The following is a 17,522-nucleotide window of genomic DNA, read 5'->3' as shown; positions in this document are numbered from 1 at the left end:
AAAACACCTCTTTATATAATTATTGATACAGATAGTGTATCGATAACTATATCGAAGTGTTACTGTGGCGCCCCTGTTTTTATGAATTGATTTTGAATTGGATATTGATTTATAGATTGTAGATACTCCTGCCAATCGGCTCTAACGCTAAAATTGCCGTCATCATACTCATTAATAGCTTTTACATAGAATTTAATAATCCCAACCATACTTTCTACTGTCTGAGAGTTAAATATATCAATTTTAAGGAATTCGATATCAGCAGTTAATAAATCTGGCAAATATTCATACAAGGATATGTCGTATGCCGAGAATATGTATGTACCCCTGGTATCTTCAATGACTCTATACGATTCCTCTGGTCGCATCTCTTCCACTAAAGTGAAATCGCTGTTCATAGATGATTTATTATGTGGTTCTTTTTCATCTAAAGCTAGCCCCTCGCCTATCTCCGCTACATATCTATCATAGTTACTAAGGACTGACCTTAATGTATGAAATATCCCCACTGGACCATGTATCTGTATAGAAATTTGTATGTCCTCAGCAATGTCTAAGGCTTGCTTGCGATTAATCATTTCCATAATCTGCTCTATACTCAGCTCACGGGACAATAAAAAATTACTTACCCCTTGCTGATTCCAAAAACGAATCATTTCTATATTAGTTACAGTAGTTTCAGTTTCTAACAGCATCTTAAAAGAAATACCAAGTTTTTTTGTTAGCTGTAAGATAGCAGTGTCTGTATATACAATTCCTGCTATACCGATTGATTTAGCTTTTGTGAGCATTTCAGCTACTAAAGCCAAATCGTTATTATGCATAACTGTATTTAGACGTAAATAAATATGGCTATCAGGATAGTTTTGTCTTAGCTCTTCAATTTGCTCCCATGTCAAATTTGCTTGTTCACTACGCAGACCTAAAGCAGGGCCATTGACGCTGATGTGTTTAACACCAGCATTAATGGCCGCCTCAGCATGTTTATAGGTCGGTGTATATACGTGAAGTTGTGGTTTAGTCCTCATGGTCACAGTCTTCATGGTGGTCATGATCATCGCCCTTAAGATCTTCTTCGGATATATCTATATCTTTTCCTGTTTTATTTTTATAATCCAGTAGTGCTGCTTTAAGAGCTTCTTCAGCTAATACAGAGCAATGCATTTTCACAGGTGGTAATCCATCTAATGCTTCTGCAATCGCCTTGTTCGTAAGCTTTAAGCACTCTTCAACAGTCTTGCCTTTGATTAATTCTGTAGACATACTCGATGTTGCAATCGCTGCACCACAGCCAAATGTTTTGAATTTTACGTCTTCAATGACTCCGTCATCAGATATTTTTAGATAAAGCTTCATTATGTCTCCGCACTTCATATTGCCAACTTCACCAACTGCGTCAGCATCTGGTAGCTCTCCAACATTCCTCGGATTCGTAAAATGATCCATTACCTTCTCTGTATACATAAATTACACTCCCTTTTATATTGCCTTATATATTATTAGTTCTATAATTAAACTTTAGCTCTTTGATCCCAAACTGGAGACATTTCACGTAAGCGTTGAACTACAGTTTTAAGTTCCGCTACTACATAGTCTATATCTTCATCTGTCGTGCTTTTCCCTAATGTCATACGTAGACTTCCGTGTGCCGTTTGATGGGTAAGTCCCATCGCCATAAGTACATGTGATGGATCTAGAGACCCCGATGTACAGGCAGATCCACTGGAAACGGCAATTCCTTTCATATCTAAACTTAGAATTAGTGATTCGCCCTCTATATATTCAAAGCTGATGTTAGCATTATGGGGCAATCTTTTAGTTGGATGACCGTTAAGTTTAGTTTCTGGTATTGTTTCTAACAGTTCTTTAATTAGACGGTCACGCAGCACCTGTAATCGTGTACTCTCCGCTTCTAATTCATTTTTTGCTAGCTCCATAGCCTTAGCCATACCAATAATTCCTGCAAGATTTTCTGTACTTGGACGAATCTTGCGTTCCTGACCACCACCATACATCAATGATTCTACACGTTGACCTTTTTTAATATATAAGACTCCCACTCCCTTGGGACCGTATATTTTGTGAGCGGATATAGATAATAAATCAACGCCTAGCTCGTTAACGTTAACAGGTAGCTTGCCGACAGTTTGTACAGCATCCGTATGGAAGACGGCTGGATGACCCTTCAATAAACTGCCTATTTCTGCAATTGGCTGCACTGTTCCGACTTCATTGTTAGCATGCATAATTGTAACTAATATCGTATCTTCTCTCAATGCTTGTTTTACACTTTCCACTGAGACAAGCCCATCTGCATCAACTGGTAGGAACGTGACATCAAAGCCTTCCTTCATCAGCATCTTACATGTATCAGAAACTGCGTGATGTTCAACAGAAGATGTAATTATGTGCTTTCCTTTCCCCTGTTTAGCTTTCAGTCTAGCTGTTCCTAATATTGCAATGTTATCAGATTCTGTACCACTACCAGTGAAGATGATTTCCTTGGGCTCAGCGCCTATAATTTCTGCCACCTTCATTCTAGCTTCTTCTAATACCTTGCGGGCACTTCTGCCAAACTGATGGACACTTGACGGATTTCCCGCTTCTTCCCTATATATTTTCACCATTTCATCTATAACTTCAGCTCTCATTGGAGTTGTAGCTCCATGATCTAAGTATACTTTTTTCATACTGCCCCTCCTTTGTCACCTTCAACAACTAATTCTTGATTAACAATATCCTCTAAAGTTAAATCATCTAAAACATTCACCATTGAATGTTTTAGCTTTTCCCAGACCATTTTTGTGGCGCAATGGGATGTCTTATCGCAGCAATCTGGCTCATGATCGCGCAAGCAATCTACAGGGGCAATTGGCCCCTCTAAAACTCGAATAGCTTCGCCAACTATAATATCACTTGGATTCCTCGCCAAGGTATATCCTCCCTTAGCACCACGAATGCTTTTAATTAAATTTGCTTTACGCAAATCAACAAATAGCTGCTCTAAGTATTGCTCAGGAATATTCTCACTAGCAGCAATAACACGTAGTGGAATTGGACCTTGATCAGCTTTTAATGCTAGGTGGGCTAATGCCATAAGACCGTAATGACCTCTCGTGGTTAGCTTCATTGCTTCAGCACCTTCCTCTTCTCTATAACAACCTACTAATCTCGACTAATTTAGTCTGGATTGTATGCATGTAAACTCGACTAATTTACTCACCATTAAGTATATGCCTATATTTTAGTATTGTCAACATAGATTATGTATATGAAAATATTATACCTAGAAAGAAAAAACTACTCAATTGAGCAGTCCATTTTCAAAAAAAATTAATTTAATTCTTGTTCTTGCTGTTGTTCTTTACATGCAGTGCATGTACCATATAGGTCCAAACGAACTGAGTCTATGTTATAGTCTGTCTTTTCTTCAGCTTCAGCTAATAAGTCGGTTATTGGAGATCCCCAGAAATCAGCAACTTTGCCGCAGCTTTTGCAGTATACATGGTAGTGTTCCTGTATATTTCCATCAAAACGGCTAGCTAAATCTCCATATTTAAGTTCAATCACTAGGTTATGTTCTTTTAACAGGTTTAAAGTATTATACACTGTAGCCAAGCTTAAGCCATAACAATTTTCACTGACATTCTGATATATCTCTTCCGCAGTCGGATGAGTATCCGTTGACTTCAAAAAAGATAAAATTTTCAAACGCTGTGGTGTCACTCTAACATTACAACTATGCAGCTCACGAATAATCTGTTGAGTCTGTGTAGCCATGCTCCCCCCCCCTAACCTTTATTCTAAGTTTATAAGCAATTTAATCTAATAATACCATACAATATTTACAAAAGCTATAATTAACATTTTATATATTAAACTGCTTGTATAAAGAAATCGATATCGACGAACACTATAACTGCACTACCATAGCAAATTAATCAAAGGAGGTACTAAATATGTCTGTAGTAGATAACTTTGATGAGTGGAAGAGCTATTTATCAAAGCGCATTCAGCAAGCAGAGTCGATGGGTGTCTCCCAACAGGATATTCAGCAAGCAGCTAGCCGAATTGGAGATTTTCTTGCTGAAAATGTTGAGCCTGACATTAGAGAAAACCAATTGTTAAAAGAGCTTTGGCTTAATAGTTCGGAAGACGAACAACAAGCAATTGCCAACGCATTAGTGAAAATGTTAGACAGGTAACGCAAGAAAGGCTGTCCATCTGGACAGCCTTTTACCTTTAGTAATACTTATAGCTATATCTAATATCATCAGCTATGACGCAAGCATCTAGCTTTGCATTGCCTGCTTCATTTCAGCCGCAAGCTGCTCCATAATAACTTTTACTGGTAGAATTTCATTTATTCGATGGGCATACTCACCTGAGAAAACTAACCCACCTGAAGCATCACCATCTACTGCTCTTTCTAATGCATCAAGAATACAGAAACGTTGACTGCATACCTTTAAGCAAGCTTTACACTTTTCGACCCCTATGTCTGTACCTGCTATTCGATCAGTAAATTCATTTCTAAGTGCACGACCTGGCAGACCAACAGGACTATCTATAAGCACTGTTTCTTCCTCAGGTACCGATTGTATAAATAACTGTTTAAAGGAATCAGCAGCCTCACATTCTTCACTTGCTACAAAACGTGTACCCATTTGCACACCACTTGCACCTAGCTTGAACATCTCTGCAATATCATAACCGTCAACTATACCACCAGCTGCAATTACTGGAATTTTAACCTCTTTAACAACCTCAGGTAAAATATCTTTCACTGATCTATCAGTGCCTAAATGTCCACCAGCCTCTTTACCTTCAACAACGATTGCTGCAGCACCTAAACGCTCTGCTAATTTAGCAAACTTTGCCGTTGAAACAATCGAGATAATTGGAACATTGTATTCTTTACTCCACGCAAACATATCGCGGGAAAAGCCTGCACCAGAAATTACGAAATCTATTTTCTCTTCCATAGCCGCTTTCGCTAATTCTGCGAATTTTCTAGCAGCAAATAAAATGTTCACACCTATGTAACCCTTACCAAGTGTAAGCTCACGTGCCTTTCTGATTTCAGCTTTGAGCTGCTCTATACTTAAACCAGTTCCTGCTATGATACCTATACCACCATTATTAGCCACTGCCGCTGCTAATGTTGCGGTTGAAACACGGACAGCCATTCCGCCTTGAATGATTGGTAGTCTAGGCATCATATGAGCGATTTTTAGTTGCGGTATTGTAAACACTTCTAACTCCTCCTATAGTCTAACTGTTCTCTATAACTATATAACACAATAATGATTATGCCATAAAAACTTGACCGAATAAAGGTTTTTTCTAAAGATTTGTATTTAGCTTGTACATCAATTATATTTATAATTAGCATATAGTTTATATTATTTGCTATTAAACATCAAAAAAATTAAGGAGTCAACGATGGAACAACCGTTATTATATTTGATGATTGCTATTGTTATCGGAGGCATAATTGGTGGAGGAACAAACCTCTTAGCCATTAAGATGTTATTTCGGCCTTATACTGCTCTATATGTTTTTAATTATAGATTACCCTTTACACCAGGCGTCATACCTAACAAGCAAGGCCAGCTAGCAGAAAAAATTGCATCCGTAGTATCTAATTATATCTTAACTCCCCAAGCAATTTCTCAAGGATTAAAGAATACTGGGATTCAAACAACTATTCACGGTAGCTTAATTAATCAATTTGACAAACTTAAGCATAACCAGGAACCAATTGGCAAATATCTATCTAGCCTTGGACTAAAGCAACAAACAATTTCAGAATATGTTACTAGTGCATTGTTTAGACAATTAATAAAAGCGAATAATCCAGCATTTGTTCAGGGTCAAACGCAAAAATTCATCGACCATTTCGGTGACATTCCTTTAAACAAGCTATTACCAGAAGCACTTCTATCATCAGTTGAAAACAATATCGATAAAGTAATCCCAGTAATTCTAAAAAACATTGCTAACAATTTAGAAGAAACAGAAACGAAAATTGCTATTATTCAAATGATTGATCAGACCCTAGAGGTGAAAAATCCACTTCTACGTAAGCTGTTATTCACACTAATTAACGATTCTCAACTGCAAAATCAGATTATCAAGAAATTGCAAAAGCTCATAGAAAGTGAAGCTATACATAATCACATAGAGCAACAGCTATCTAGCCATTGGCATAAAATTGTCTCCTATAGTCTTACAGACCTTAACAATAAGCATCCAGAGGATTTTGCCGAGGTTTTACAGGCTTTAAATCAAATAACACATAAAGGCCTCCAGCGTAGTCTACATAGCGAACAACTCAAGGACACAATAAAAGAAGAAATTGAACGCTTACTAATTAAAGTATGGCAAACACGAATCTCAACTTTCCATAGCTTGGCTGAACCTTACATCAATAATATTGTGGATTGGGTGGTCAGTAAGGTGCTAAAGCATGTTGAAGAAAATCTTGGGGAGTTATTAAGTCAATTAAACATTCATGAGATAGTTAAACAGCAGGTGTCATCTTTTCCAGCTACTAAGCTTGAGGAAATGATACTGCAGGTAGCTAAAAAGGAATTGCACTATATAGCCTATATTGGGGTCTTATTAGGAGGTATTATGGGCGTTATACAGTTTTTAATTCTATACAACACCCTTTAAGAAAATTACTTGTCACATACGAATATGCCACTTGGCGCATATTCGTCCTTCTTAATGTCTTTAACGAATACGTGAATTCTTTCCTTAGGTGCACCAGTTGTTTGTTCAACAGCTTCTGTGACTTTCTCAGCTAAAGCTCTTTTTTGCTCCATAGTGCGACCTTCTAGTAGTTCAACAGTAACAAAAGGCATTTAATTCCCTCCTCTTCTTGAAGTACGTTATTTTTTTTAAAATTTTATGTAGTCAATGATATTATATCTTAAATCTTATTCAACTTAAAGCAATAGACACAGACATAAAAAAACAAAGACCTGTACACCGTACAGGTCTAACCTCTATGCTATCACTGATTTTGTGGAAATTGAGACTGCATATAGCCCTGAAACTTCTGGTAAGCTTGACTAACCTGTTGCTGATCAGCATTTTGCGGGCTGTACCAGCCCTTCTGACTCATAAGCTGGAATAGTTTCCGTTGGCACTGTAGAGTCTCTTGCATGATATTACTACAGGATTGATGTAAGCTAGGATTACTTGCTTCAATAGTAGCAGTATGATAAAGATTAGAAGCATGCTTCTCAAGAGAAATCATTTCGTTAAGAATATCCCTATCATTTAACATTGGAGTTTCTGGCACTTGCTGCTTCTGCTGCATCTGCCCTTGCCCTTGTTGAAGTTGCATGAATTATCCCCCTTTTAAATTAGTCGTACATTAATCAAATCAGATTAGTTATTGCATCTGCCCTTGAGTTGTACCCTGTAACTGAGTTAACATAGTTTGGTAATGTCTCTGGTGCATTTCGCAAGCTTGCTGGAAAGCCTGTTTTATTTCTGGACAGGCTACCGTTTGCATAGCATCGTGATATTTCTTCACCATTAACAATTCCGTATTTAATTCATCTTGAATATAAAGTAAGTCTTTGTCAGAGAGTTGATTTTGACCCATCATCTGTGTCATAGTTCAACCACCTTTCAGATTGGTTTTTGAAAAGCTTTTTGCAAAGCAGTCTTTGCAAGCTTTAGTTTTTGTTAATTCACATAGGCATATACGACACAATATTTACAATGTAACGTATTTAAAGGTTATATTTCTTGTTGCCTAATAAATGCTGAATAATAATGTATGTGTAGATTGTTAATAAAAAGCCAGTAATATTTATGAAAAAACTGTATAGAAAACGCCAATTCACATGTTCAAACATACCAGTTACAACCATAAACCATTCAAATGGTAAAAACATGGCGTTAGCTATTAGCAATAGCAAAACACCCCTCAGCGGATAGCCCCAAGGGTAAAAATAAGTTAGAAACACACCTCCCCCATAAAGTCCGATTATATAAAACAACGGCAATTCAAACACTTGAATTCCTGGGTTATGGAATGTATACATACCACCCTTCGCTAATGGTGAATCAATCATTATAACTAAAACCATACCAATAATACCAGCAATCCAAAGACGCTTGAAATTCTCCCATTTAACCAGCAAAATACAAATTCCCCAGATAGCTATCGCAAATAAAACCCAAATAATAGCCATTATAATAAACCCCTTTTATCAAGAAGCTTACACCAAGCTATAATTGCAATTGATATTAAAATAATAATCACTAAATATATACTCCCCATGCAAATACCTCCTAATTTAGTTTTTTTACAAATTTTGTTCCATACCACCCTAGAGCCATAAAAACAGTTACATCAACGAAAATACTACCTAGGTGATTCCAATGCACATATTCCAATGCGTCAATAATCTCAATAATAACTTCAAAAACAAAAAACAACGACACAAACACTAATATATGTAAGCTTTGCCACCACTTATCCTTAGGCAAATATTGTACAAACAGAACCGCCATTGTAAACACCGGCCCAAATGTAAAATACAAAGGTGAACCATGAAAAAAATAGCCATCTCCATGAATATAGTACAAATCTAAATAGCGGGCATTTACATCTATGGAGAGCTGAAAAATAATCGCTAATGGACCTGCAAGGTAAGCTTCGATTGGCTGATTTTTTCTAATTAAAATAAAAAAAATAATCCAACTAGCAATAAACACGGTAAGCCAAGGCAAATTTACTCCCCCTTTTCCATAAGTTATCTGTTATAAATTGCCCTAGTAAGCAAAAAATATGTTAAAGCAGCTTTATCAAAAAGATTCTAAAAAAATAATTTTTGAAAATTCGGGGGGATTATTAATGAAGGTAGCTATTATTGGTGCAGGCTTATCTGGACTTTCCTGTGCCCACGAATTAGAGAGAAACGGTATCCAACCTACAATCTTTGAGCTTAGACATACCGTAGGTGAGCTATATAACCACGTTGGCGCTTTACTTCAATTAATCTATAGACCAATTAAAGAGCCTTTAACATTTATTAGACGAAACTACGGCATACATCTTTCTCCATTGGCTCCGTTAGAGTCAATTGAAATGAATACGGTAAACCGAACGAGAACGGTTACGGGCAATTTAGGCTGGTTTTTTGTACGTGGTCAAACGCAGGGAACTTTAGAAAATCAAATGGCATCACAAATTAAGAGCCGCATTATTTTTAACACCTACGGTACAGTAAATGAACTAAAGGAAGAATATGACTACGTCGTCGTATGTACTGGCAATAATTCACAGCCAGCAATAGAAATGGGTTTAACACAGACAATTTTGCAAACATGGGTGCGTGGGCAGGTTGTATTAGGGGATTTTGATCCTAATAAGTTAATCATGTGGACAAACACCAATTACATGAAAAGTGGTTATGCGTACTTAACACCATTTAGTAAAGAAAAGGCATCATTGATTCTGATTGTTCCTAACACAACCAGAGAAGAGTTGGAATATTATTGGAACCTGTTCGTCGATATTGAGAAGTTAAATTACCACGTTGTCGAACAGTACGAAGAAGATCATGCAGCTAACCATGTATATCCAAAGCAAGTCGGTAATGTTATGTTTGCAGGGACAGTCGGAGGATTCCTTGATCCTTTCTTAGGCTTTGGACAATTCTCAGCAATAACTAGTGGACATTTAGCCGCCCGTGCAATAATAACTGGCGAATCATTCAATACCGTATCTCAGCAGCTATCTGACACTATCAACAGTTCTATTGCAATTCGTGAGCGTATCGATACATTAGACAATAAGAAATACGACGTCCTAGTTACCTTATTAGGCAACCCCATTATGTCGAAACTAATATATGGTACTAACTTTAACTATATTAAATATACAGCCAGTGCTTTAAATATGTTTAATAAAATCTTTCCAGTTAAGCCTGAAAAATAAACAGACAACTGACTTATAGCTTGCCTTTTACAACTTTGGATTAAAGTTTTTACGATATGAAATTACCAGTAGTAGTAAAGGGATGAAAACAGCAAATATTGCGGCTACATATGGAAGAATAGCCCGAAAAAAAATATTTAATATGTGTAAATTCGGAAACATTACAATTGATATCAAGATAATTAGCACCCCGATTGGAGGGATGATTGTCTTATAGCTAGGGATACGAAACCATTGGCTTGTCATAAGCACACTGAAGTAGTACATCATAATCATCTTCACAGTAATACCGCCGACCCAAATCGCAAATATGAACGCATCGAGTCGTTGAATAAAGTCGTGGATGTCAATGTTTCTGACTAAATATAAGGCTGGAAATATGAGTTTAGCAGTTCGTTCAGGACCAAAAATTGCAATCGCTAAGACGCCTAGCATCATCATGATACCAAGGACTGCAACTGAACTAACAGCTACATGAGTCAGTCTATAATCAAACTCGCGCAAATATGGAGTTACCATAAAAACTATAATAACAACTTGACTTAACCAAGTGAATATTAGTAATCCTCCATGTAAAGAAGGCATTATACCATGATACAAGATTGGCGTAAAATGCTTTAGCTGTATATCAGTTATATTAAACAAAATGACCAGTATTAGAATTAGTATCCCTAAAGGTGTTAAGATTTCTGAAACACGACTAAATGTCTCTAATCCATGGAATGCCCCATATGCAGCAACTAAAATCATTGCTATAGAAACCGCTAAAATTGGGGTTCTCATTAAAAACACATTTAACATAATCTCATTCAACTCACGCATAATTAGGGCCGCAATAGTTATAAAGGTGATTATATATAATAAAGATACAATTCTTCCAAGAATATGACCAAGCAATGTATCACAACTGTCGACAATATTTCTACGACCTACCCGCAACTGTAGTTTACAAGCAAGCCAGACAGTTACCATAGAAGCAGCAGTGCCAATAATAACTGATATCCAGGCATCTTCTCGGGCTACATCCGCTACATAGTTAGGCAAGAAGATATCCGCCGTTGAAATAACAAATATGATGCATAAAAAGAACAGCTGTTGCAAGCTGATTCTTCCACCTTCTATAGTCAATGTGTCTAACGGTCTTTTATCATTCATATTAACACTCCACTTATTTAAATGGACTAATTGTCACAGCTTCCTTAGGCCTTGTCATCGTATCTATTTTTTGCTGTAAGAGTATAATAAAGCGCATTTCATCATCACGCATTTGAGCAAATGTCTGTCTGGCTTCAGGATTAGTCATAAGTAGCATCCAATCGTTAAAGAAACGCTGTTGATACATACGGTCGTGTAATAAATCTTTAAACCACGAAACTTTATTCAATGTAATAACCTCCATATGTCGTAGTATTAATTAAACTAAGTGTAGCTTGTCCATCTTATCCTTGAGCATTTTAACATGCTGCTCATCTTGAACGATAAACTCCTCTAATAGTTTTCTTACTTCTATATCATCAATAATCTGAATAACTTTAGCTGTCTTCTTTATCATCTCTTCCTTACTTTCAACAGCCTGATCAAAAGCTACTTTAGTCAATTCAATTTGCGATACACCGCCAGCCATAATGCGTCCTCCTTTTTTTCACTTGTTTAATATAGCGATTTCTTCAATTTATTGTTCACATATCTTGGGGTTTTATGCAAAATTCTCAGATTCTGTGTAATACGATTTGACTACGGAAGTTTTCAAAAAAATCTGCTATAATGGAACATGGAGGTGAAATTATGCGTTCTACGTTATTATCTACTTTAGCAATGAGTATATTAGTCTTTTCTGTTATAACCATCGTGCACATGGAGCGTCAGTATGACATTAATGTATTAGCATATTTCACCGTAGCTTCTATTAATCAAGAAACGCATCGTAGCAATCAGCTTCCTAACGAACTAATTACTAACGAATATGATAAGGATAAGGAGCTTAAAGCTTCAGAGCGCCCTCATTATGTAATTAAAGCACAGCTTAATCCTAATAAGGCTGTTATACACGGCATTATGACTGTAAAAACTAGTTTGCCAGCTAGTAATAATCTAGTTTTTAATAATTATCCCCCTTTCAACATGAACAATATGAGCATTGACGAGGTTAGGGTATTTGACCAAGAGGTTAACTTTCAATTTAACAATAACCGACTAACTATCCCCCTGAATCTATCAGAGGAAGAAATATACAGAGCTAGTGCAGATAATCTATCCGTAGAGATTGCTTTCACTACTAAGGTTCCACAGCTAGGTACACGCTTTGGTGTTAAAGACGATATCTGGCTGTTAACTACCTGGTATCCATTACTCGGAGTGAAAAACCAGCATAACCAATGGTTTACTAGACCTATTCCCGTCGGTTTTGGAGACCCATTCTATTTTGAGCATGCTGATTATGATGTATACTTGCTAGCCCCCGATAACATTAAATGGGTTACAAGCGGTAGTCTCGTAAGCCAGACAACGCTGGAAAATAATCTAGTAAAATACCACTGGCAGGAAGAAACGATTCGCAACTTCGCCCTTGTCGGCAGCAAGCATTATACAATTTCTGAACTAGCAATGGATGATGGGGTAACTATCCAAATTGCTTTAACAAGTGACCGCTATCTTGAAACTACTAAACAGATACTAGAGTATAGCTATCCGTTGTTCAAAGATGTATTCGGTGCATTGCCATACAATACTTTGTCTGTAGCAGAAACGAGTTGGGGAACTAACTTTGCTTTGGAGTATCCGAATTTAGCAATATATTCAAAGGACTTATATTCACAGGGTAATCATGAGCACTGGCTAGTCCATGAGTTCGCACACAATTGGTGGTATAATGCCGTTGGTAATCATGAAATTACGGACGGCTGGATTGATGAGGGCTTAGTAGAACACGCCGTAGTACTATATTTGGAGCACCGTTATGGCAGAGAACGAGGTCAGGAGCTGAGAAATTATTTCCGTAACCAGAATAGACAACTGATAAACAGGAATCCGCTGATGCGAATGAATAAAACACTAATGGATTTTCAAACCCAATCTGACTTCTTCAATAGCTGGTATTATCGTTCGGCAGATATGTTCTTAACATTGCGTGAAGAACTTGGGGAGATTAAATATAACTACTTCCTAAGGACTTTATTCGAAAATAATATCGGTAGCATTATCGATATCGAGGACTTAAATAGAGTTTTACGTGAAACTATAAAAGGAAATCATCAATACTTTGACACATGGGTTAATCAGCCCTTTAGCATGACGCCATTTGAATTGCAGGCTACACCTTTACCAGTGAAAATTAACGGTCAGCATATCCCTGATAGTCAGGTTCATTACGTAGACTGGGAGCTGTATGTACCACAAAAGGCCTTTGAAGAAGTGCTATTTTCTAACACCAGCAGCGCTATAACTATTACTGAAAGTAACGGTCAAATTTACTATAATGACCAAATTGTCTTCAGTTTACCTGCTGTAATTACTGACAATCAAGTCCTGCTTCCACTTGAATTAATTAAGCACATTAGTGAGCATCAGTTTGTCTGGGATTACGAGCGAAATTTGTTAACGATTAATGTAACTAGATTGCATAGATAAGGGATTGGTTCAAATGAACCAATCCCTTATCTATGTCGCTTTTACTCTATTGAAATTAGCTTTATATAGTGCTAATTGATTTATTGTACGCCGTCAAGCGCCCACGTCTTTAACTGCTGTCTTGATAGCTTACCACTACGTGTCTTAGGCATTTTCTCTACCTGATAAAACTCGTGTGGTATGCAATCCTTAGCATACGTCTTCTCAACTAATGAAACCAACTCACATTTCAATTCATCAGACCATACATGACCATCCTTCAACCGAATGAACGCATGGCGTAGCTCACCCTTAATTATATCTGGAATACCTACGACACCAGCATCAGAAACTGCTTGGTGCTGCTTCAACAAATTCTCAAGTTCTAAATGATGGTGCTGGTAATAGAAAGGACTCCAAGCTTCAACCATTTTGAACACCTCACTTTTGTATTATTACATATGTAACATATTCAGACTGTTATATAACTATTATATGCACAAACTAGTTTTTTTGCAACAATAAATAAAGAGCCATATCATTTTTCAATGTATGACTCTTTATTTCATCACTAATGTCATTCACCAACTTATTATATTTTGCATAGGCTAATATCATCAGTAAACTAATATAGCAATTCTACAGCATTCTGACAATCAACCATTCCCATACCTTGCATATTTCGTTCAATTCCAGCTAGTTTTATTGCTGTTGATTTTAATATTTGTCGAACTTGCCCAAAATGTAATTGAGGATATCTCTCAAGCATTAAAGCAACAGTACCAGCAACGTGAGGCGTTGCCATAGACGTACCTTTTATTCTTCTTGTTCCACCATGCAACCAGCATGATAGGATTTCTACACCAGGTGCACAAATATTTACTTGCGGACCTCGGCTACTAAAGTTTGCAATTTCATTGTCTTCAGTAGTTGCGCCAACTGTAATTGTAAATGGGTATTTACCAGGATAGCCGACAGTCCCATCTGGTCCATTGTTACCTGCTGCAGCAACCATTATAGCGTCTCGCTCATATGCTTGATGGTATATTTCTTCAAGGGTTGGATTTGAACTACTAGTTCCAAAGCTCATGTTAATTAGCCTGATATCATTTTCAACACACCACTCTACCGCTTTACCTAAATCGGATAAAAGGGCTTTGCCATTTCCATCAAAGGCTTTAACAGGATATATTTTAGCTCTAGGTGCCACACCTATTAAGTTGCCAGCACCACCTATAGCAGCTATTGTCCCAGCTACGTGCGTTCCGTGACCATTATCGTCTTTAGGAGCTTTATCTGGATCTAATATGTTGATACCTTGTCGTAAATTCGGCTTAAGCATAGGGTGACTGAGATCTACTCCTGTATCGATAACTGCGACCCTTACCCCTGCCCCTGTATTTCTCTGCCATACCTCAGGGGCACGAATTCGATCAACACCCCAAGGAATAATAGTCTTTTTCGGTAGCTGCGGTGTAATAAAAGGAAACAAGTAAGGAATTGGTTTAATTGATATTTCTATGTCGTCGTCGACCCTTAAAACATTAGGATCTCGTAAGAGCTCTTGTTTATTACAGTTGGCGTCTAGTCCACAGCATATTGCCCTTATGCTAGGTAGTGCTCGTATCGGTATTACGCCTTTATGCTTTAAATAATTAATACTTCTAGTAATCTCATTTTCTGAGTACCAATTTTTAAAAACAATAATTTTTCTATTTTTCACTCTATTAGCGTACAGCTTTTTATAGTGTCTGCCAGCTACTGCTACGAAGGCAGTAACCGCTAGTGGAATATAAAAACGATATCCCATACACATCACTCCAATACTTTTTAAAAGAAGGTGATTCTATGACAACGATGAAGCGTCGTCATTTGTTCCATCCATTTATGCCTAGAAGATTTTCACAAACTCAACCAGAAAACGTAGAAGCTAGCAAAGAAACTAGTGCTACATACCCTGGTATACAATATCATCATCCATTCGGAAGATTGTTTGCACCCTATCCGAAGCTACGTCCTGACGAAACTACTGGATCAAATCAATACACTCCAGTTGATCCACTCTTTGGCCCTGATCAAGATGTTTCAGATTCAAATAACTTCGAGTTGGAAAAAAACATTTTACCAATAGGTGACTCCCTTAACATTAATGCGATTCATTCATTGACTAAAGATGTAATATCTACACTGCATACCGTTGATAAATCTTTAGATATTGTGGTGAAAACCCTGACCGTGCTTGACAACTATAATATAAATCTAGCCACTATTACTGGGAAATCCGCCTCTAGCTCTGGTGGTCCAAACATATTACGTTTAGCAACAGATTTTATAAAAAAAATAAATGTTAACCAACTCGAGCAAACAATAAGCATTTTACAGTCACCTATGGTAGTTGAATTATTAAAAAACGGCCTTGATTTTGATGCTGATGACTCAAATAGTGATAATAGTGAGAATACTAACTAATATTTTATTAGCAGTATATGAGCATGGATTCATATCGACTGTGTAAATAACTAGATTAATTAAAAATAGGCTAGCGTATATTAGATGGGTATAAAAAAAGCTGTTGCAATTGAACTTGTTTGTTCTGCAACAGCTTATGACTATTCCTATCTTCCCTGATACAAGTGAGCAGTATTATTAGCAAGCATAGCAAGCTATAATCACTAAAAGTATAAATAACACTAAAATCAATGATAGATTATCCGTTACGAAGCACATAATTTCACCACCTTTCTGTTCATCCGCTTAATAGAACCCTGGAGTGAAGAAAAAGAAGAAGAACAAAAATGCAATAATTAATATCCACCAAATTCCAGAACCTGATCTGCATCCACATGCAGTATGAGCATCTTTCATAGTACCTACCTCCTTCGTGTATTTAGTTTATTTTATGGCGCTAATATAGCATCTGCAACAAGCATACGCCTAATGTTTAGCCTATTTTAACTACTTACAGCTAACATCTTAAAAGTACTATGATTTGCTATGTTTATTTAGAAATTTTTCGATAGCCTGTGGATCCTTTGGGTTAAGCCCTGAGGTTTTAATATCCTTAGCTAGTTGATTTATTTGACTTTCAGTAATTGGTATATTACTAAACATGACTAACAACCTTAGCATTTTTTTAATTTGAACTTCGTCTTTTAATGTCTCTGGGTCTACATTTTTTAGCATATTTATAATTCTTTTTTCGTGTTTTCTAAGTAATTGCAACACCTTTTTATTTTCATATATACTGCTCAATAGATATTTCACTCCCTAGCAGAAATTGTTCATAGCAAAACAAACCGCTACACGCGGTTCGTTTGTTATTGCACCCTTACCTTAATCGTTATAAATACCATAGTCCCAACCACGACGACGTCTGCGACTATGTCCAGGCCCTATAAAAAACCCTGGGAAAAATCCTTGTCCTGGAAAGAACCCAAAACCAAAGCCAGGTGTTATGCGTCGATGTACACGGCGACGGCGTCTACGTCTGTGCCCAGGTGGATACCAATACTGTTGTGTTTCTCCTAAGCCTTTATAATCAAACTGATTACTCAATGCATTCACCCCCTTATGATATTCCTATTCACAGTATCTATTAAGATAGGATACGGCTAGTAAAACTAGCCGTATCTAACCAATATTTAACTAGCATCTAGGTCTGCCAACAGGACTGCAATAGCAAGCTATAATCACTAACAAAATGAATAATACTAATATTAACGAAATGTTATCAGTTAACCAAGCCATATTTTCACCACCTTTACATGGACATACTTACTAAACGTTACAATAGCAAGCTATAATCACTAACAAGATGAATAATACTAATATCATAGAAACGTTATCTGTTAACCAGCTCATGATTTCACCACCTTTCGCAGTTCAAACATGATTTTTCATAGAAACATATAAACTTTTGTTACCATGTTTCTTGATATATAGTCTA

The 17,522-nt window shown here is 36.9% G+C and carries 23 protein-coding genes; 5 read left to right on the top strand and 18 right to left on the bottom strand.

What is annotated here, in order from left to right; genetic code table 11:
* Positions 1-59: 59 nt before the first annotated feature.
* From BHF68_RS00610 to BHF68_RS00590, 5 genes are all read right to left on the bottom strand, one after another.
* A complete protein-coding gene (locus tag BHF68_RS00610) occupies positions 60-1,028 on the bottom strand; it encodes a peptidase U32 family protein (RefSeq protein ID WP_069641715.1) in 969 nt (322 codons plus the stop codon).
* Positions 1,018-1,464: a Fe-S cluster assembly scaffold protein NifU gene (gene nifU, locus BHF68_RS00605; RefSeq protein WP_069641714.1), complete on the bottom strand. Its 447-nt coding sequence runs from the start codon at positions 1,462-1,464 to the stop codon at positions 1,018-1,020. The genes BHF68_RS00610 and nifU overlap by 11 nt, the downstream gene beginning before the upstream one ends.
* Positions 1,465-1,511: 47 nt before the next feature.
* Positions 1,512-2,690 carry a cysteine desulfurase NifS gene (nifS, locus tag BHF68_RS00600; protein WP_069641713.1) on the bottom strand — a complete coding sequence of 393 codons (1,179 nt, stop codon included), beginning with the start codon at positions 2,688-2,690 and terminating at the stop codon, positions 1,512-1,514.
* Entirely contained in the window at positions 2,687-3,130 is a 444-nt protein-coding gene (locus BHF68_RS00595; protein WP_069641712.1) for an RrF2 family transcriptional regulator, read from the bottom strand. Before BHF68_RS00595 ends, nifS begins: the two co-directional genes overlap by 4 nt.
* Before the next feature lie 203 nt (positions 3,131-3,333).
* On the bottom strand, positions 3,334-3,780 hold the full coding sequence (locus tag BHF68_RS00590; RefSeq protein ID WP_069641711.1) for a Fur family transcriptional regulator: 447 nt from the start codon (positions 3,778-3,780) through the stop codon (positions 3,334-3,336).
* A 179-nt stretch (positions 3,781-3,959) separates the two neighbouring features.
* Between BHF68_RS00590 and BHF68_RS00585 the strand changes: the two genes are divergently transcribed.
* The gene (locus BHF68_RS00585; RefSeq protein ID WP_069641710.1) at positions 3,960-4,205 is read left to right on the top strand and encodes a DUF3243 domain-containing protein; all 246 of its coding nucleotides are present in this window, start codon (positions 3,960-3,962) and stop codon (positions 4,203-4,205) included.
* An 87-nt stretch (positions 4,206-4,292) separates the two neighbouring features.
* On the opposite strand, the gene BHF68_RS00580 is transcribed toward BHF68_RS00585, so the two are convergent.
* Positions 4,293-5,222, bottom strand: a complete 930-nt coding sequence (locus BHF68_RS00580; protein WP_069642246.1) for an NAD(P)H-dependent flavin oxidoreductase — start codon at positions 5,220-5,222, stop codon at positions 4,293-4,295.
* Between the two features lie 223 nt (positions 5,223-5,445).
* On the opposite strand from BHF68_RS00580, the gene BHF68_RS00575 reads away from it, so the two are divergent.
* Positions 5,446-6,681 (top strand): DUF445 family protein, encoded by a 1,236-nt coding sequence (locus BHF68_RS00575; RefSeq protein WP_069641709.1) that lies wholly within the window; start codon positions 5,446-5,448, stop codon positions 6,679-6,681.
* A gap of 5 nt (positions 6,682-6,686) precedes the next feature.
* Here BHF68_RS00575 and thmT read toward each other — a convergent pair whose 3' ends face one another.
* The 5 genes from thmT to BHF68_RS00550 form a co-directional block, all read right to left on the bottom strand.
* Entirely contained in the window at positions 6,687-6,872 is a 186-nt protein-coding gene (thmT, locus tag BHF68_RS00570) for a 2-hydroxymuconate tautomerase (protein ID WP_069641708.1), read from the bottom strand.
* A gap of 152 nt (positions 6,873-7,024) precedes the next feature.
* Entirely contained in the window at positions 7,025-7,360 is a 336-nt protein-coding gene (locus BHF68_RS00565; protein ID WP_069641707.1) for a spore coat protein, read from the bottom strand.
* Positions 7,361-7,408: 48 nt separating this feature from the next.
* Positions 7,409-7,636 (bottom strand): hypothetical protein, encoded by a 228-nt coding sequence (locus BHF68_RS00560; RefSeq protein WP_069641706.1) that lies wholly within the window; start codon positions 7,634-7,636, stop codon positions 7,409-7,411.
* A 118-nt stretch (positions 7,637-7,754) separates the two neighbouring features.
* Positions 7,755-8,219: a hypothetical protein gene (locus BHF68_RS00555; RefSeq protein ID WP_069641705.1), complete on the bottom strand. Its 465-nt coding sequence runs from the start codon at positions 8,217-8,219 to the stop codon at positions 7,755-7,757.
* Between the two features lie 100 nt (positions 8,220-8,319).
* On the bottom strand, positions 8,320-8,760 hold the full coding sequence (locus BHF68_RS00550; RefSeq protein ID WP_069641704.1) for a hypothetical protein: 441 nt from the start codon (positions 8,758-8,760) through the stop codon (positions 8,320-8,322).
* Between the two features lie 124 nt (positions 8,761-8,884).
* Here BHF68_RS00550 and BHF68_RS00545 point away from each other — a divergent pair, with 124 nt between their 5' ends.
* Positions 8,885-9,970: an NAD(P)/FAD-dependent oxidoreductase gene (locus tag BHF68_RS00545; protein WP_069641703.1), complete on the top strand. Its 1,086-nt coding sequence runs from the start codon at positions 8,885-8,887 to the stop codon at positions 9,968-9,970.
* A gap of 27 nt (positions 9,971-9,997) precedes the next feature.
* Here BHF68_RS00545 and BHF68_RS00540 read toward each other — a convergent pair whose 3' ends face one another.
* Genes BHF68_RS00540 through BHF68_RS00530 form a run of 3 tightly spaced genes read right to left on the bottom strand, consistent with a single transcriptional unit; the run spans position 9,998 to position 11,594 of the window.
* Entirely contained in the window at positions 9,998-11,125 is a 1,128-nt protein-coding gene (locus tag BHF68_RS00540; protein WP_069641702.1) for a GerAB/ArcD/ProY family transporter, read from the bottom strand.
* Between the two features lie 13 nt (positions 11,126-11,138).
* Positions 11,139-11,354 (bottom strand): hypothetical protein, encoded by a 216-nt coding sequence (locus BHF68_RS00535; protein WP_084019097.1) that lies wholly within the window; start codon positions 11,352-11,354, stop codon positions 11,139-11,141.
* A gap of 30 nt (positions 11,355-11,384) precedes the next feature.
* Complete coding sequence (locus BHF68_RS00530) at positions 11,385-11,594, bottom strand: ferritin family protein (protein ID WP_069641700.1); 210 nt, start codon at positions 11,592-11,594, stop codon at positions 11,385-11,387.
* 161 nt (positions 11,595-11,755) lie between these two features.
* Between BHF68_RS00530 and BHF68_RS00525 the strand changes: the two genes are divergently transcribed.
* Positions 11,756-13,597 carry a M1 family metallopeptidase gene (locus BHF68_RS00525; protein ID WP_069641699.1) on the top strand — a complete coding sequence of 614 codons (1,842 nt, stop codon included), beginning with the start codon at positions 11,756-11,758 and terminating at the stop codon, positions 13,595-13,597.
* Positions 13,598-13,677: 80 nt separating this feature from the next.
* On the opposite strand, the gene BHF68_RS00520 is transcribed toward BHF68_RS00525, so the two are convergent.
* Both BHF68_RS00520 and BHF68_RS00515 read right to left on the bottom strand, forming a co-directional pair.
* Complete coding sequence (locus BHF68_RS00520; protein ID WP_069641698.1) at positions 13,678-14,007, bottom strand: AMP-binding enzyme; 330 nt, start codon at positions 14,005-14,007, stop codon at positions 13,678-13,680.
* 194 nt (positions 14,008-14,201) lie between these two features.
* Complete coding sequence (locus BHF68_RS00515) at positions 14,202-15,386, bottom strand: S8 family peptidase (RefSeq protein ID WP_069641697.1); 1,185 nt, start codon at positions 15,384-15,386, stop codon at positions 14,202-14,204.
* Between the two features lie 38 nt (positions 15,387-15,424).
* Between BHF68_RS00515 and BHF68_RS00510 the strand changes: the two genes are divergently transcribed.
* Entirely contained in the window at positions 15,425-16,045 is a 621-nt protein-coding gene (locus BHF68_RS00510; protein ID WP_069641696.1) for a hypothetical protein, read from the top strand.
* A 513-nt stretch (positions 16,046-16,558) separates the two neighbouring features.
* On the opposite strand, the gene BHF68_RS00505 is transcribed toward BHF68_RS00510, so the two are convergent.
* On the bottom strand, positions 16,559-16,828 hold the full coding sequence (locus BHF68_RS00505; protein WP_069641695.1) for a stage VI sporulation protein F: 270 nt from the start codon (positions 16,826-16,828) through the stop codon (positions 16,559-16,561).
* Positions 16,829-16,909: 81 nt separating this feature from the next.
* Complete coding sequence (locus tag BHF68_RS00500) at positions 16,910-17,131, bottom strand: hypothetical protein (protein ID WP_069641694.1); 222 nt, start codon at positions 17,129-17,131, stop codon at positions 16,910-16,912.
* Positions 17,132-17,522 lie beyond the last annotated feature (391 nt).

Source organism: Desulfuribacillus alkaliarsenatis (assembly GCF_001730225.1).
Lineage (GTDB): Bacteria > Bacillota > Bacilli > Desulfuribacillales > Desulfuribacillaceae > Desulfuribacillus > Desulfuribacillus alkaliarsenatis.
This window is presented reverse-complemented; position numbering and strand designations above follow the sequence as displayed.